Origin of the sequence: Winogradskyella marina, from assembly GCF_015645385.1 — a bacterium.
Taxonomy (GTDB): Bacteria; Bacteroidota; Bacteroidia; order Flavobacteriales; family Flavobacteriaceae; genus Winogradskyella; species Winogradskyella marina.
The window spans coordinates 138,391-153,967 of sequence record NZ_JADOET010000007.1 but is presented as its reverse complement, the minus strand read 5'-3'; the positions used below and the strand labels follow the sequence as shown (position 1 = coordinate 153,967).

Annotated in this window: 14 protein-coding genes; 10 read left to right on the top strand and 4 right to left on the bottom strand. The window is 34.2% G+C overall.

Features of this window, described 5'->3' with window-relative positions; translation table 11 throughout:
* The 4 genes from ITJ86_RS10035 (at position 1) to ITJ86_RS10020 (ending at position 5,839) form a co-directional block, all read left to right on the top strand.
* Positions 1–1,419 carry an MFS transporter gene (locus tag ITJ86_RS10035; protein ID WP_195871510.1) on the top strand — a complete coding sequence of 473 codons (1,419 nt, stop codon included), beginning with the start codon at positions 1–3 and terminating at the stop codon, positions 1,417–1,419.
* A gap of 16 nt (positions 1,420–1,435) precedes the next feature.
* The gene (locus ITJ86_RS10030; RefSeq protein ID WP_195871509.1) at positions 1,436–2,320 is read left to right on the top strand and encodes a glycoside hydrolase family 17 protein; all 885 of its coding nucleotides are present in this window, start codon (positions 1,436–1,438) and stop codon (positions 2,318–2,320) included.
* A gap of 660 nt (positions 2,321–2,980) precedes the next feature.
* Positions 2,981–4,582, top strand: coding sequence for a T9SS type A sorting domain-containing protein (locus ITJ86_RS10025; protein WP_195871508.1), 1,602 nt, complete (start codon positions 2,981–2,983; stop codon positions 4,580–4,582).
* Positions 4,583–4,831: 249 nt separating this feature from the next.
* The gene (locus ITJ86_RS10020; protein ID WP_195871507.1) at positions 4,832–5,839 is read left to right on the top strand and encodes a LacI family DNA-binding transcriptional regulator; all 1,008 of its coding nucleotides are present in this window, start codon (positions 4,832–4,834) and stop codon (positions 5,837–5,839) included.
* Between the two features lie 75 nt (positions 5,840–5,914).
* On the opposite strand, the gene ITJ86_RS10015 is transcribed toward ITJ86_RS10020, so the two are convergent.
* Positions 5,915–6,316, bottom strand: a complete 402-nt coding sequence (locus ITJ86_RS10015) for a hypothetical protein (RefSeq protein WP_195871506.1) — start codon at positions 6,314–6,316, stop codon at positions 5,915–5,917.
* 279 nt (positions 6,317–6,595) lie between these two features.
* Here ITJ86_RS10015 and ITJ86_RS10010 point away from each other — a divergent pair, with 279 nt between their 5' ends.
* Entirely contained in the window at positions 6,596–7,915 is a 1,320-nt protein-coding gene (locus ITJ86_RS10010; protein WP_195871505.1) for a M20/M25/M40 family metallo-hydrolase, read from the top strand.
* A gap of 28 nt (positions 7,916–7,943) precedes the next feature.
* Complete coding sequence (locus ITJ86_RS10005) at positions 7,944–8,546, top strand: alpha-ketoglutarate-dependent dioxygenase AlkB family protein (RefSeq protein ID WP_195871504.1); 603 nt, start codon at positions 7,944–7,946, stop codon at positions 8,544–8,546.
* A gap of 15 nt (positions 8,547–8,561) precedes the next feature.
* Here ITJ86_RS10005 and ITJ86_RS10000 read toward each other — a convergent pair whose 3' ends face one another.
* Positions 8,562–9,800, bottom strand: coding sequence for a 3-deoxy-D-manno-octulosonic acid transferase (locus tag ITJ86_RS10000; RefSeq protein ID WP_195871503.1), 1,239 nt, complete (start codon positions 9,798–9,800; stop codon positions 8,562–8,564).
* Between the two features lie 124 nt (positions 9,801–9,924).
* Between ITJ86_RS10000 and ITJ86_RS09995 the strand changes: the two genes are divergently transcribed.
* The 4 genes from ITJ86_RS09995 to ITJ86_RS09980 all read left to right on the top strand — a co-directional run bounded on the left by ITJ86_RS09995 (position 9,925) and on the right by ITJ86_RS09980 (position 13,781).
* A complete protein-coding gene (locus ITJ86_RS09995; RefSeq protein ID WP_195871502.1) occupies positions 9,925–11,085 on the top strand; it encodes a DegT/DnrJ/EryC1/StrS family aminotransferase in 1,161 nt (386 codons plus the stop codon).
* Between the two features lies 1 nt (position 11,086).
* Positions 11,087–12,106, top strand: a complete 1,020-nt coding sequence (galE, locus tag ITJ86_RS09990) for a UDP-glucose 4-epimerase GalE (RefSeq protein WP_195871501.1) — start codon at positions 11,087–11,089, stop codon at positions 12,104–12,106.
* A 16-nt stretch (positions 12,107–12,122) separates the two neighbouring features.
* Positions 12,123–13,400 carry a metal-dependent hydrolase family protein gene (locus ITJ86_RS09985; RefSeq protein WP_195871500.1) on the top strand — a complete coding sequence of 426 codons (1,278 nt, stop codon included), beginning with the start codon at positions 12,123–12,125 and terminating at the stop codon, positions 13,398–13,400.
* A 189-nt stretch (positions 13,401–13,589) separates the two neighbouring features.
* Positions 13,590–13,781: a hypothetical protein gene (locus tag ITJ86_RS09980; protein ID WP_195871499.1), complete on the top strand. Its 192-nt coding sequence runs from the start codon at positions 13,590–13,592 to the stop codon at positions 13,779–13,781.
* On the opposite strand, the gene lspA is transcribed toward ITJ86_RS09980, so the two are convergent.
* Both lspA and fabD read right to left on the bottom strand, forming a co-directional pair.
* Positions 13,778–14,287: a signal peptidase II gene (gene lspA / locus ITJ86_RS09975; protein WP_195871498.1), complete on the bottom strand. Its 510-nt coding sequence runs from the start codon at positions 14,285–14,287 to the stop codon at positions 13,778–13,780. The genes ITJ86_RS09980 and lspA overlap by 4 nt on opposite strands.
* 11 nt (positions 14,288–14,298) lie before the next feature.
* A complete protein-coding gene (gene fabD / locus ITJ86_RS09970) occupies positions 14,299–15,192 on the bottom strand; it encodes an ACP S-malonyltransferase (RefSeq protein WP_195871497.1) in 894 nt (297 codons plus the stop codon).
* Positions 15,193–15,577 lie beyond the last annotated feature (385 nt).

The following is a 15,577-nucleotide window of genomic DNA, read 5'->3' as shown; positions in this document are numbered from 1 at the left end:
ATGTCCACACTAACCAACAAAGTTCCATTTGGGCAAAAAGTTGCCTTTGGAGTAGGAATGTTTGCTAATCAAATGTTTCCTGCCATAATGGGAATATTTATGGTGGTTTTGGTCGAGGACTTAGGCTTTCCTGGTTGGATGTGGGGCGTTATTTTCTTTGCGCCAAGAATATTCGATTCAATTACGGATCCTATTATGGGTTTTATTTCAGATAATACAAAATCTAAATGGGGACGTCGAAGACAGTATGTGTTAATTGGCGGCATCATTATGGGAATTGCCTACATTTTTATGTGGCAACTTTATAGAGATAATTCTTTGGAATTTAATTTCTGGTATTTCTTTATATGGTCGCTGATATTTTATTTAGGACTTACGCTGTTTAGCGTGCCATACGTAGCAATGGGATATGAGATGAGTGACGATTTCCACGAGCGTACTAATATTATGGCGATTTCTCAATTTATTGGGCAATGGGCTTGGGTAATAGCACCTTTATTTTGGATTATAATGTACGATCAAGATTGGTTTCCATCTGCAGATGTAGCAGTTAGGCAATTATCTGTTTGGGTTGCCATTCCGTGTGCAGTTTGTGCCATGGTGCCTGCATTATTTATAAAAAGCGAGTCAACACTTAATAAAGATTATGAGCCTTTAAACAGAGCAAACATTGGAAATAGCTTACGGAAAATATATGACAGCTTTCTTGAAGCTTTTAAAATTAAAGAATTTAGAAAAATATGTGGAGCTACCTTTTTAATTTTTAATGCCTTTAATACGGTAGCAGCACTTACGTTTTTCGTAATTGTATACAAACTATTTAATGGTGATGCAGAAGCCTCTGGTGTTTGGGTATCTTTATTTGGTTGCTTGGGTGCATTAGGAACAACTTTTATTGTTATACCTGCAGTAGCGAAGATGTCTAAAGCATTTGGAAAGAAAAAAGCATTTATGTTAGCGCAAGGCATTTCAATCATAGGCTATGTATTATTGTGGTTTTTATTTGTTCCTGGTAAACCGTGGCTGTATATCATAGCGCTTCCATTTTTCTCTTTCGGTATTGGAAGCTTATTTACTATAATGATGTCTATGACCGCGGATATAATAGATGTAGATGAACTCAATACAGGCATGCGTAGAGAAGGAATTTTTGGAGCTATTTATTGGTGGATGGTAAAAGTAGGTTTTGCTATTGCTGGTGCTTTAAGTGGATTTATTATTTGGATAGTAGGTTTTGATTCAAATTTAGCAACGACAGACCAACAATCTGCGGTAGATGGTTTACATGCTTTCTTTTGCTTTTTTCCATTGGTAGGAACGCTTATCGCTATGTATATAATGCGTAATTACGACATCACCGAAGAAAAAGCTAATAAAACGAGAGCCCAATTAGATCAACGTAAAACGAATACAACCTAATAACTGAATATTAATTATGTCTTTAAGAGGAGAAAAATTTTTGGCATTAGCATCTTTAGATTATGCTGATAAGGATATTGAAGGACTAAAAACGATATATAAAAACATTTTATCTCAAGGTGTACATGGTCTTTGTTTTAGTCCTTATATGGATGGCCAAGAGCCTGGTGACCAATTATCCGAATCTCAAGTAAGAAGACGTATAGAAATCATAAAACCTTATACCAATTGGATTCGTTCCTTTTCATGTACAGAAGGTAACGAGTTAATTCCAAAAATTGCAAAGGAATACGGACTTAAAACATTAGTTGGTGCTTGGTTAGGAAATAATAAAGCTATAAATGAAAAAGAAGTTTCGGGACTTATAGAGCTAGCTAATCAAGGGTATGTGGATGTTGCCTCAGTAGGCAATGAAGTGATGTATCGTGGAGATTTAACGGAAGAAGAGCTATTACAACACATTTATAATGTTAAGAAATCTATTAAAAATATCCCAGTTGGCTATGTTGACGCCTACTACGAATTTGTAGATAGACCTCACATTACAGAAGCTTGCGATATTATTTTAGCAAATTGTTACCCGTTTTGGGAAGGTTGTGATCAGGATTATTCGCTATTATACATTAAAGACATGTATCATAGGGCATTAAAGGCTGGCAACGGAAAAAAGGTAATCATAACAGAAACCGGTTGGCCAAATAAAGGGACTAACTTAGAGGGTGCGTTTCCTTCTGAAGAAAATGCACTTAAGTACTTTATTAATTCTCAACAATGGTCTAAAGAAGAAGGTATTGAGATGTTCTACTTTTCATCTTTTGATGAATCTTGGAAAAAGGCTGCAGAAGGAGATGTTGGATCGTTTTGGGGCATTTGGGATAAAAATGAAGTGTTAAAATATTAAATAAAAACACCCTTAGATTAGAATAACTATTCGCTAAAAAAGCCATATTGAATTAATCAATATGGCTTTTTTTGTTTTAACAACTATCTCATTGGCCTATTTTGGTTGGTCGTGCATATTAGACACATTTCTATCGGTTAAATTTAAACAATTAATGTTCTGTTAATCGTCAACAATATTATACAATATCTTTGCGTTTTGGTACTTTGTAAATGCTAGGTTCGATGCGGCACTAACTTCTTTTTTTGATATTAATTAAGCTCAGATTATTTATATTTTCATGGTAGTATTTATTCAATTTAAGGCCTAATTAATTTAACTTATTACGTCAAGATACTTCATTGTGCTCGCAGTAGCCACAACATGCTTATTAAGCAACACTACATTACCTATACAATGGGTTATAATTCATAGCTTTTCTATCTATTTAGCAATTAGTGAAATGCCCATAAAATCAAGGGTAAATTGCCAACTTTTCAATCATATAAGAAAATTATTACGATGTATGCTTTTTGTATTGTAAAATATTTGGGAATCATTAATATTTCATTTTAGATTTGAAGCAATCAATATTAGAGTTCTCTAATTATGGTTACAAAAAACCATTGCATAGCTCTGTAATATTGTATTAAACTAAATAATTAACCAATATAATTTATTATGAAAAAAATTACATTTTTGTTTGCTTTTATGATTGTCGCCTTTGGGTACAGTCAAGAGTTGCCATTTACATTTACGCAAGATGGTAATCCAACAGTACACGGTATTGTAGGTGATGTTCCTGAAGTTATTATTGCAAACGTTACAGATCCAGACGATCCAACTAATGATGTATTATCAATTACTGGTAATGGTAGCGAATGGGATAATGCTCAAGTATTTTTTGAGAATAACTTGGATTTATCTGATGACAATAATAACACCATTACATTCAGATTTAGAAACACAACTGATGGTGGTGTGCGCACACATGCATTAAAATTTGAAGAAGGTACTACTAGTAATACCGAATTGGTGTTCACAACAGAAGACGATCAATGGAAAGAGATTTCATTAGATTTTCCTTCTGGTCTTGGAAATTATGGTAAGATGGTGATATTCACAGATTTTGGCGTTGGTAATGCAGAGACTGGAACGTATTTAATTGATGACATCGCTGGACCACCTCATGTAACAGAGACTCCAGCATTTAATTTACCAGTAGATTTTAGCGATGAGTTTAATGATGTTATGTATGCTTTTGAAGATGCTGTTGCGACAATAATAGAAGATCCAGATGATGCTACAAATAATGTATTAGAAATTGCTGGTTCTGGTGCAGACTGGGATCATGCTCAAGTTGTGCTAGAAAACCCTATAGATCTTTCTGATGAAGCTAATAATACAATAACATTTAGAGTAAGATCAACGACTGCTGGTCCTGAGGAAGTGAATGAACACCTTTTTAAACTTGAAGAAGCATCGTCTGGTGGTCCTGTGCAATTACCGTTTACAACAACAGGAACCGATTGGCACGATATTGAATTAAATTTTGGTAGTGGTTTATCCTCTTATAGTAAATTAGTCATATTTGTAGATTCAGGTATTGGTTCTTCTTCAGATGTTGTTGGAACCTATTTATTCGATGATATTTCAGGAGCTGTTGCAGATTCAGAAGAACCAGAACCAGAACTTCCAGATCCAGCTGACAATACAGCATGTTCAGGTATTTCGGATGAAGCAGGACAAGGAGAGTTTACAACAGGTTACCTTTACTCATTTGAGACTACTGGTACGTCTGTAGAGATTACATTTCAACTACTTGATGATAAAGCAGGTCTTGTGGCTTATTTATGGCAACAAACTCCTTTTACTGAATATCCAATGGATAATCTTGGTGATAAAACGTTTTCAACGACGATTGATGATTTAACCATTGGTGAAGAAGTTACCTATGCTTGTAAATTTGCTTATGCAGGCGGACTTTCGGTTACAAAATATTTTACCTATGAAGTTGGTGATGACTGTACATTAAGTACAAGTGAGTTTGAGGCAGCTGCGTTTAAAGTTTTCCCTAACCCAACTAATGCTGACTGGAATATTGAAAGTAATACAACTATAACTTCAATTACTGTATTTGATATTTTAGGAAATAAAGTAAGTACTTTAAAGCCAAATGCAACTGAAGCAAAAATTAATACATCTGCTTTAAAATCAGGTGTATATTTTGCCAGAGTTGAGGGTCTTAATGGAACTAAAAGTGTAAAGCTTATAAAGAAATGAGATTAATTAATAGCAATAAATAAATCTTGTATAAAAGCGTGTTTATAATATTTAAACACGCTTTTTTTATGATTTAAGTTCATGATGCTTTAATTTAGTGCTATAAATGTGAATTGCTAATAATAGCTGAATAGTTTATTTTAGATAACTAGTACGAAAAAAAAGTTATAACAGTTGTGTATTACAAAAGAGGATAAAATACGTGTTATAAAGGAACTGTTTTCCTCACTTTTGATTAAATAATATAAAATGACAACACTCAAAGAATTAGCTGCCCTTTTAAATATTTCTGTTTCAACCGTATCAAAAGCGTTAAATGACAGCCATGAAATCAGTGAAAATACAAGGATTAGAGTTAAGGAGTTGGCAGCTAAGTTAAACTATAAACCGAATAGGATTGCACAACAACTAAAAACTAATAAGACCAAGATAATTGGTGTTATTCTTCCAACAGTAACCAATCCCTTTTTTGCGGAAGTATTACATGGCATTGAAAAAACGGCAACAAGTAATGATTACGATATTATTGTTTGCTTATCTAACGAAACCTTGCACAAAGAAAAGCGAAGCTTAGATCTATTGGCTAATGGAAGTGTTGATGGTTTTATTATTGCAGTTGCTAGAGAAAGCCAAGTGAAGGAACAAACGGATCATATTAAGTCTGCCATAAAAAGTAAGCTTCCCGTTTTAATGTTTGATAGAGTTGTTGATGATATAGAATGTAATAAAGTCATTGTAGATGATTTTCAATCTGTTTACGAGGCTACCGAACATTTAATTGTAAAAGAGAAACGAAAAAACATTCTTTTAGTCAGTAATATTGAAGAACTTAGTGTTGGTCAGCTTAGAATAAGTGGCTATACGAAGGCATTGGAGGATTATAATTTAGAACCTAATATTTTAAAATTAGATAACGCAGTTGACCTTGATGTTGAAAAGAGAATTTATAGCTGCTTAAAAGAGAATACATCTATCGATGCCATTCTGTCTATAGATCACGTTACAGGAATTGTAGCAATAAATATGGCTAAAAAATTAGGAAAAGAAATTCCTAAAGATTTATCGGTAGTAGGTTTTGGTTATGAGCATACTCAGGTATTATCGAGTCCAAAAATCTCAATTATTCATCAAAAAGCGCATAAAATAGGTGAGATGTCAACAAAGTTACTGATTGATAATATAAAAGATGAGACTCTAAAATTAGAGACTATTGTTGTTCCTAGTGAATTGAAATTAAGCGAATCGTTTAAAAATTAAATTTTAGAAATAAGGTATGAAAAAAGGCTTGATTTTTAAATCAAGCCTTTTTTTTATTTTTTGATATTTAGGATATTATAATCCTTTAGCTTTATCTATAGCATCGTTACCAGCTTTTTGAGCTTCGTCAACGGCGTCGTTACCAGCTTTTTTTGCGCCTTCAACGGCATCGTTAGCAGCATCTTTAACATTGTCAACTGCATCTCCAGCAGCATCCTTTGCGTTATCTATAGCTTCACCTGCTGAATCTGCAGCGTCGCTAGCAGCATCTTTTGTACTGTCAATAGCTTCGTCAGCAGCATCAACGGCATCGTTGGCAGTATCTTCAACTGCATCAGCAGCATCTTCTAAAGCATCTCCTGTAGCGTCAGTAGCGTTTTCTACGGCGTCTCCAGTTTTTTCAGCGGTTTCTCTACATGATGTAAATGATAATCCTAATACAGCAACTAGTGCTAAACTTAATACAACTTTTTTCATTTTATTGGTTTTAGTGTTAATTTATGTTAATATACGAAAATAATGATTTTAACGAAACATTAAATTTTTTTCGATAAAAAACGGCGTACATCCATATTATATACGTTTAAACTTTACTATTTGGATTATATTTAATCTATTTTTACTAAATATCTTTGGAATTATGACCCATTGATAGTTAGAAATAAAGTCAAATAATATGTGAATGTCATATCTTAAATTCTGTATTGAATTGTATGGCAAAAATATGGACTAGATAATATTAAAAATCAATCAAACATGATTTCAAAAGCGAACAAAAAAAACTCACTTTTCATAACCCTTTTATGTTTTTCACTTTTAAGCTTTTCACAAAACAACAGAAAAGAAAAAAACATAATAAAAGCCGTAGATAACCACACAGAAAGTGCTGTCAACTTGATTAGAAAAACAGTCAATATGAATAGTGGTACTATGAATTTTGAAGGTGTACGCGACGTTGGAAAACTGTATCAAATAGAACTAGATAAATTAGGCTTTAAAACAGAGTTGACCAATGGTGATGCTTATGGTAGAGCAGGACATTTAATAGCCACTAGAAAAGGTAATAAAGGCCCAAAATTTCTAATGATTGGTCACTTAGACACGGTTTTTGAATTGGATAGTCCGTTTCAAGAATACACTATGCTCAACGATTCCATTATGAAAGGCCCTGGAGTTGCTGATATGAAAGGAGGAGATGTAATTATAATTCTAGCCATGCAAGCTTTATATGAAGCCGGACTTTTAGATGATATGTCCATAGAAATTGTAATGACTGGAGATGAAGAAAAAAGTGGAGATCCTATAGAGTTATCTAAGAAAGCTTTAGTAGATGCAGCAAAACGCGCCGAGATTGCTTTAGGATTTGAAAATGGAGATAACAACCCAAAAACCATTGTCGTTTCTAGAAGAGGTTCTTCAGATTGGCAGCTTAAAGTCACCGGAAATCCTGCACATTCCTCACAAATTTTTACGGAAGACATTGGAGCAGGAGCGATTTATGAAACCTCAAGAATTTTAAATGCGTTTTACGTACAATTGGCCAAAGAAAAAGATTTAACCTTTAATCCAGGATTCATTATTGGCGGTACTACTTTAAAGCCAGATGAGGATGGAACTGGTGGACACGCTTTCGGGAAATCTAATGTAGTTTCTCAAGAAACCATTGTTCGTGGCGATTTGAGAGCTGTGTCCTTAGATCAATTGATAAAAGCTAAGGAAACTATGCATAAAATTGTTTCAGAAAATTATCCTAACACAAAAGCAGAATTAACGTTTTCAGCAGGTGCTTATCCACCTTTAACGAGAACGGATGGTAATGTAAAATTATTAGGTTATTATAATACGGTAAGTGAAGATTTAGGTTTCGGTTCAGTGACTGCGGTAAATCCAAGAAATGCTGGTGCTGCGGATATTTCATTTACATCAGAATATGTAGACATGGCTATTGATGGTCTAGGACTTACAGGTGGAGGAGGCGATCATACCATAAACGAAACTGGTGATCTAAAGACAGTCGCGACGCAAGCAAAAATAACAGCTGTTTTGATGTATCGCTTAGTGAATTCGAAATTTTAAGGATTGGTATCATTTCTCTTTGTGATATATGGACTTATTTAATTCAGAAATAGCATCTAATATTTTACCTTTTGATGGTGAAGTGAATTATTATGGATCCATAATGTCTTTAGCTAAAGCCCAAGTTTATTACGAAAAATTACTTCAAAATATCCATTGGGAAAACGATAAAGCCATCATTTTCGGAAAACTCATTATCACCAAACGAAAAGTGGCTTGGTATGGAGATCAACCTTTTAGTTACACCTATTCTAAAACCACAAAATCGGCTCTGCCATGGACTAGAGAACTTTTGGAGCTCAAAGAATTGGTAGAACAAAAAACTGGAGAAACCTTTAACTCTTGCTTACTCAATTTATATCACAGTGGAGACGAAGGCATGGCTTGGCATAGCGATGATGAAAAGGATTTAAAAAAGAATGGAGCTATTGGGTCTTTAAGTTTTGGTGCAGAACGTAAATTTTCATTTAAACATAAGGCAACCAAACAAAACGTTTCTGTTCAACTAGAAAAAGGAAGTCTGTTAATCATGAAAGGAGCGACACAAACCCATTGGTTACATCGATTACCACCAACGAAAAGAGTGAAAACTCCACGAATCAATTTAACGTTTCGGACTATAGATATTTGATTTGTAATGGAGACGTTACGAATTGAAATAATTCATAATCTGAAGCACAGCTCCAGTATTAGAAGCGATATAAGACTTCGTAATTTGTCCTTGCTGTTTCCTCAAAGTATTATCAGTAATCAAAGCTGTTAACGTAGAGTCAAAAGCAGTTGCACTTGCCAAGCTGGTGACACCACCTAAATCAATAAGTGTTTTTGCCTCAGGAAACTTGTCATAGTTTTTTCCAATAAGAATAGGCATTCCAAACACTGCAGGCTCTAATATATTGTGCAAGCCAGTGCTTCCTGCACCTCCACCAACATAAGCCATATCCGCATAACTATACACTTTGCTTAAATACCCAATGGTATCCAAAATAAACACCTTATAATCTGCTAAATTGTCGTTCTCATTTAATTCCGAATAACAAATGGTGTTGACCTTCAGTTGTGATTTTAAAGAAGCCACATAACTCGCTTTTATATTATGTGGAGCAATCACATACTTTACATCTGTATGCTTATTAGAATTGATAAAATCCATATATAATTTATCATCGTCAGGCCAAGTACTGCCAAAAACTACACATAATTGGTCGTTTTTAAATCTTTCAATAAAAGAAACGGAATTATCGATTTTTAGTTGATTAGAAACCCGATCAAAACGTGTGTCCCCAGAAACGGAAACGGAATTATAGTCGATACGTTCTAATAATAGTTTTGAATTTTCATCTTGTGTAAAAATATGCTTAAAACCAAATAATGCCGATTTTGCATAGTTGCCATACCATTTGAAAAAAGCATGATCTTTTCTAAATACGGCTGAAATTAAAATCGCATTCAAATCACGTTTTTTTATTTCATGTAAAAAATTAGGCCATATTTCATATTTAACAAAAAGTATATAATCTGGATGCACCAAATCTAAAAACCGTTTAGCATTTGCTGTAGTATCAAGCGGAAGATAAACCACAACATCAGCTATTTTAGCATTTTTTCTAACTTCATAACCAGAAGGCGAAAAGAAGGATAACACTACTTTATAGTCAGGATGTTTGGCTTTTAAAGCTTCAAAAACAGGTAAGCCTTGCTCGTATTCACCTAAGGATGCACAATGAAACCAAAAGCTTTTGTCTGTAGGTTGAATCGTATTTTCAAGTTTAGTAAAGGTTTGTTTTCTGCCAATAACTCCTTGCTTCAATTTAGAATTGAATACAGCTGCAATCTTTACAACAAAACTTGCGATATAAATTCCTATGGAATAGAGTCCTTTCAAAAACAAAAATTTGTGCTAAAATACATTTCTTTCATTTAATTGCGTTGCCGTAGCGCTTACAATTTCGTATTTTCGCTAACAGCTTTTAGCTTTTTTATATTCATACTTAAATGCAATATTCAGAATGAAAAAAATTCAAATGGTTGACCTTCAGAGTCAATATGCCAAAATTAAAGATATAGTAGACCCTTCGATTCAAGACGTTATGGACAGTGCCACTTTTATCAATGGACCAAAAGTGCATGAGTTTCAAAAAAATCTCGAGAATTACTTAGGTGTTAAACATGTTATACCATGTGCGAATGGTACGGATGCTTTGCAAATCGCTATGATGGGTTTAGGATTACAACCGGGTGATGAAGTTATTACGGCAGATTTTACCTTTGCAGCAACTGTTGAGGTGATTGCTTTACTACAGTTAACTCCAGTTTTAGTTGATGTAGACCCTGTGACTTTTAATATTGATGTCGAAGCCATAAAAAAGGCGATTACACCAAAAACGAAAGCTATTGTGCCAGTGCATTTATTTGGCTTAGCTGCAGAAATGGATGAGATTATGGCCTTAGCAAAAGCACATAATTTATATGTTATTGAGGATAATGCTCAGGGTATTGGAGCAAGTTATACACATAAAGATGGTAGTAAAACCAAGACTGGTGCTATTGGTGATGTCGCTTCAACATCATTTTTTCCATCTAAAAACTTAGGTTGTTATGGAGATGGTGGAGCCATTTTTACTAATGACGATGATTTGGCGCATGCCATTAGAGGTATCGTTAATCATGGCATGTATGAACGTTATCATCACGATGTGGTCGGTGTAAATTCACGCTTAGATTCTATTCAGGCGGCAGTATTAGATGCTAAATTGCCACATTTAGATACCTACAATGATACAAGGCGTAATACAGCAAGAAAATATAATGAAGCCTTTAAAGATCATCCAAACATTACAGTTCCTAGTGGATTAACGGATTGCGAAGGGATTTGCGATACTTGTGATTGCCATGTGTTTCATCAATATACTTTAAATTTAAAAGGTGTAGATCGTGATGCATTAGTGACGCACTTACAATCGAAAAACATTCCATGTGGAGTGTATTACCCAATTCCATTACATAGACAAAAAGCCTATTTGGATGACCGCTATAATGAAGCAGATTTTACAGTGACAAATGCATTGGTTAAATCTGTAATTTCATTACCAATGCATACAGAACTCGATGATGAACAAATTGAATTTATTACAAGTACAGTTTTAAATTTTATAGATACCAATAAATAATATGAAGATTTTAGTAACAGGCGGATTAGGTTTTATTGGGTCACATACCGTTGTAGAATTACAAAACGAAGGTTATGAGGTTGTAATTATAGATAATTTATCTAATTCATCCATTGATGTTTTAGACGGTATTACAGCGATTACCAATAAAAAACCACATTTTGAAAAGTTAGATTTAAAAGTAAAAGCAGACGTTCAAGATTTTTTTAAACGTCATAATGATATTGTTGGTATTATTCATTTTGCAGCCAATAAAGCCGTTGGTGAAAGTGTTGCAGAACCTTTAATGTATTATGAAAATAATATAACAAGTTTGGTTTATTTGCTTCAAGAATTGAGAGGTTTAAATAAAAAGAATTTTATTTTCAGCTCGTCTTGTACTGTTTATGGACAAGCCGATGAGTTACCAATTACGGAAAATGCACCTGTGAAACCTGCAGAATCTCCTTATGGAAATACCAAGCAGATTGGTGAAGAAATCATCAGAGATACTTGTCGTGTTAATGGCGACGTTAAGGCGATTGCATTACGTTATTTTAATCCTATTGGAGCACATGATTCAGCTGAGATAGGTGAATTGCCTATTGGTGTGCCTCAAAATTTAGTGCCTTATATTACACAAACCGCTATTGGTATGCGCGAGCAATTATCTGTATTTGGAGGAGATTATCCAACGTCTGATGGAACGTGTGTAAGAGATTATATTCATGTTGTAGATTTAGCAAAAGCACATGTTGTGGCTTTACAGCGCTTGTTAAATGTAGAAAATGACTCAAATTTTGAATTTTTCAATCTCGGAACAGGAACAGGAAGTACGGTTTTAGAAGCTGTTCAATCTTTTGAACGTGTTTCCGGAACAACGTTAAATTATAAAATCGTAGATCGTAGAGAAGGTGATGTTATTGCCGCTTATGCCGAAACATCTAAAGCAAACAAGGTTTTAGGTTGGAAAACAGAACTAACCCTTGATGATGCAATGGCTTCAGCATGGAAATGGGAACAAAAAATTAGAACTAAATAGAAACAAACACTCACAGATGAAAACTTTACTCAGAATTTTAATGTTGCTATGTGTAGTATCACTTTCGGCACAAAATACGTATTTACATTGTGGTAAATTAGTAGATACAAAATCTGGGAAAGTACTCAAAGAGAAAACCATTGTAGTTTCTGGGCATAAAATTATTTCAGTAGAAAATGGATACATTAATCCAACAAACCCTGAAGATGTTACAATTGATTTAAAATCTAAAACCGTAATGCCAGGTTTAATAGATATGCACGTGCATATTGAAGGAGAAACGAGTCCGAAATCTTACCTCAATAAATACACCTTAAATGATGCAGATGTTGCATTTAATTCAACAAATTATGCTAAAGTGACTTTAATGAGTGGCTTTACAACTGTAAGGGATTTAGGAGGTTCTGGGGTAAATATAGCATTGAGAAATGCCATAAACGCTGGGAAGATTGAAGGGCCAAGAATCTTTACATCTGGTAAGTCTTTGGCGACTACAGGTGGTCATGCAGATCCAACAAATGGTTCTAGTAAGAAAATTATGGGAGATCCTGGGCCAAAGGAAGGTGTTGTAAATGGAGTAGAGGATGCCAAAAAAGCGGTAAGACAACGTTACAAAAATGGTGCAGATTTAATTAAAATTACAGCAACAGGAGGTGTGCTAAGCATGGCAAAAAGTGGTCAGAACCCACAATTTACAATTGAAGAAATAAAGGCGATTTGTGAAACAGCTAAAGATTACGGGTTTCATGTAGCAGCTCATGCACACGGAGATGAAGGAATGCAACGTGCTATTTTAGGTGGAGTTAAAACTATAGAGCATGGAACAATGATGAGTGATGAGACTATGGAACTTATGAAAAAACACGATGTGTATTTAGTACCAACGATAACGGCTGGGAAATTTGTATCTGATAAAGCTAAGATTGATGGGTATTACCCTGAAATTATTGTGCCTAAAGCATTGAATATAGGTCCGAAGATTCAGAATATGTTTGGAAGAGCTTATAAATCAGGTGTCGGTATTGCCTTTGGAACCGATGCAGCGGTTTTTTATCATGGTGACAACGCAAAAGAATTTGGTTACATGGTTGAAGCAGGAATGCCAGCAATTGAAACTATTCAAAGTGCCACAATTACCAATGCGATGTTATTAAAAATGGACAACCAAATTGGGCAAATTCAACCTGGTTTTGTAGCCGATATTATCGCGGTAAATGACGACCCAACAACAACCATTTCTACTATGGAAAACGTCATTTTTGTTATGAAAAACGGTGTTATTTACAAAAAATAGGCCTTTTTTGTCGATTTTTTGTTTCTTGAATATGTAAATGATGCACTATCCCATTGCGAATATGTTAATTCTTATAGTGTCTGATTTTCAATATGATAATAACAAAAGCTCTTAACCCTGTTTTAACATCGATTTCTTGGAGTTGGTCATCAATCTTCGTTTTTTTGTAATGAATGATAATTGAAGACCATGAAATTGATAAGTATTAAAAGAGAGACCAAAAGCGAAGGTCGCTTCACGAAAAAAATGGGTGCATTACAGACTAAGGTTACCTATATTAAAAAACAATTCTTAAGTATTCCATACAAAACACTTCACAAATACAGAGAGACGTATTATGGTGAAGTTAAGGATTGTGAAGATTGTGTATTAGCGCGTTAAGCAATATTATCTTCAACCGTATCTTTTTTCTTGCTAAAGATTCCTGTTAATAATAAAAGAATCATTCCTGTGGTAACAGACATATCAGCAACATTAAAGATACCTGTTCTAAATACACCTCCTAAATTTATATAAAAGAAGTCAGTGACTTGGCCAAATACTATGCGGTCAAATACATTGGCTATTCCTCCTCCTACAATACAGCAGAATGCAATAAGACTTAAACGGTCTAATTCTTTAGTTTTTATAATATAATACATTACATAAGCCAATACAATTGTCGGTAGAATTAATAAGAAGATTAATCTTAATGTTGGATTCATATCACTTCCCATACCTAAAAAAGCACCTTTATTTTCAACCCAAATTAATTGAAAATAATCTTGAATCACATTGATTTGACCTTTTCCACCTTTAATCATTGTCGATCTTACGATTACCTTAGAAATCTGATCGATGGCAATATTAAACGTTATTAGCAGCGTAATAAATAGTGTTCTGTTCAAAGCAGTAGTATTTAGGCGTTAGTTTCAAAAGTAGCCGAAGTTGTTTCAGCACCTTTATGTATTTTCTTTACTAAACCTTGTAACACTTTGCCAGGACCAACCTCTGTAAAATGTACTGCTCCGTCTGTAACCATTTGTTGTACAGATTGCGTCCAACGAACAGGAGCCGTTAATTGTAAAATTAAATTGGCCTTGATTTCATTTTCGTCTGTTATAGCAGAAGCTGTAACGTTCTGATATATTGGGCAATTTGGTTTGCTAAATGTTGTGTTTTCAATGGCAGCAGCTAATTCTTCACGAGCAGGTTCCATTAGAGGTGAGTGAAATGCTCCACCAACAGGTAATACTAATGCGCGTCTTGCACCAGCATCTTTTAAAGCTTCGCAGGCTTTATTAATCGCCTCAACTTCACCAGAAATTACTAATTGCCCAGGGCAGTTATAATTGGCTGCAACGACGATGCCATCGGTAGTTTTACATATGTCTTCAACAATGTTATCTTCTAAACCTAAAACCGCAGCCATAGTACTTGGTTGTAATTCACATGCTTTTTGCATAGCTTGTGCACGTTGAGAGACTAATTTAAGTCCATCTTCAAAAGTCAAAGCTCCTGCAGCAACTAATGCCGAAAATTCACCAAGTGAGTGTCCTGCTACCATATCTGGTTTAAAACTATCTCCAAGGGTTTTTGCTAAAATTACAGAATGTAAAAAGATAGCAGGTTGTGTAACCTTAGTTTCTTTTAAATCTTCCTTAGAGCCCTCAAACATAATATCTGTAATGTTAAAGCCTAAAATGTCATTAGCTTTTTCAAACAGTTCTTGTGCTAAAGGTGAGTTTTCGTAAAGATCTAATCCCATTCCTGAGAATTGAGCACCTTGTCCTGGAAATATATATGCGTTCATTTGATATTAAATTTGATACGCGAAAATAATAATAATTTATTTAAACCGCTTGTATATATACCGTATTCAATACTATAATTTATTGCTTTTACGGTGCTTATAATTGAATATTAACAAGAATAAGGATGCTTTATATAAAGCATCCTTAAAACTAATCCCTTAATTAATTTTATTCTTGTTTTGAGTGTTGCGCGTGTCCGTTGAGAAATTTTAGACTAAGCATACAAAGGCTTAAATATTTTTGATAGCTTTTAATTGCCCTTTCTTTAAGAGCTCAAGAGTTTTGCTTATAATACCTTTGCTTTAATAGGGTTTCCATTCTACAGTTTGCTATTTTAAATTCATATAGAATTAGTAAAATAAATGTTATAGCCATTACAAGGCT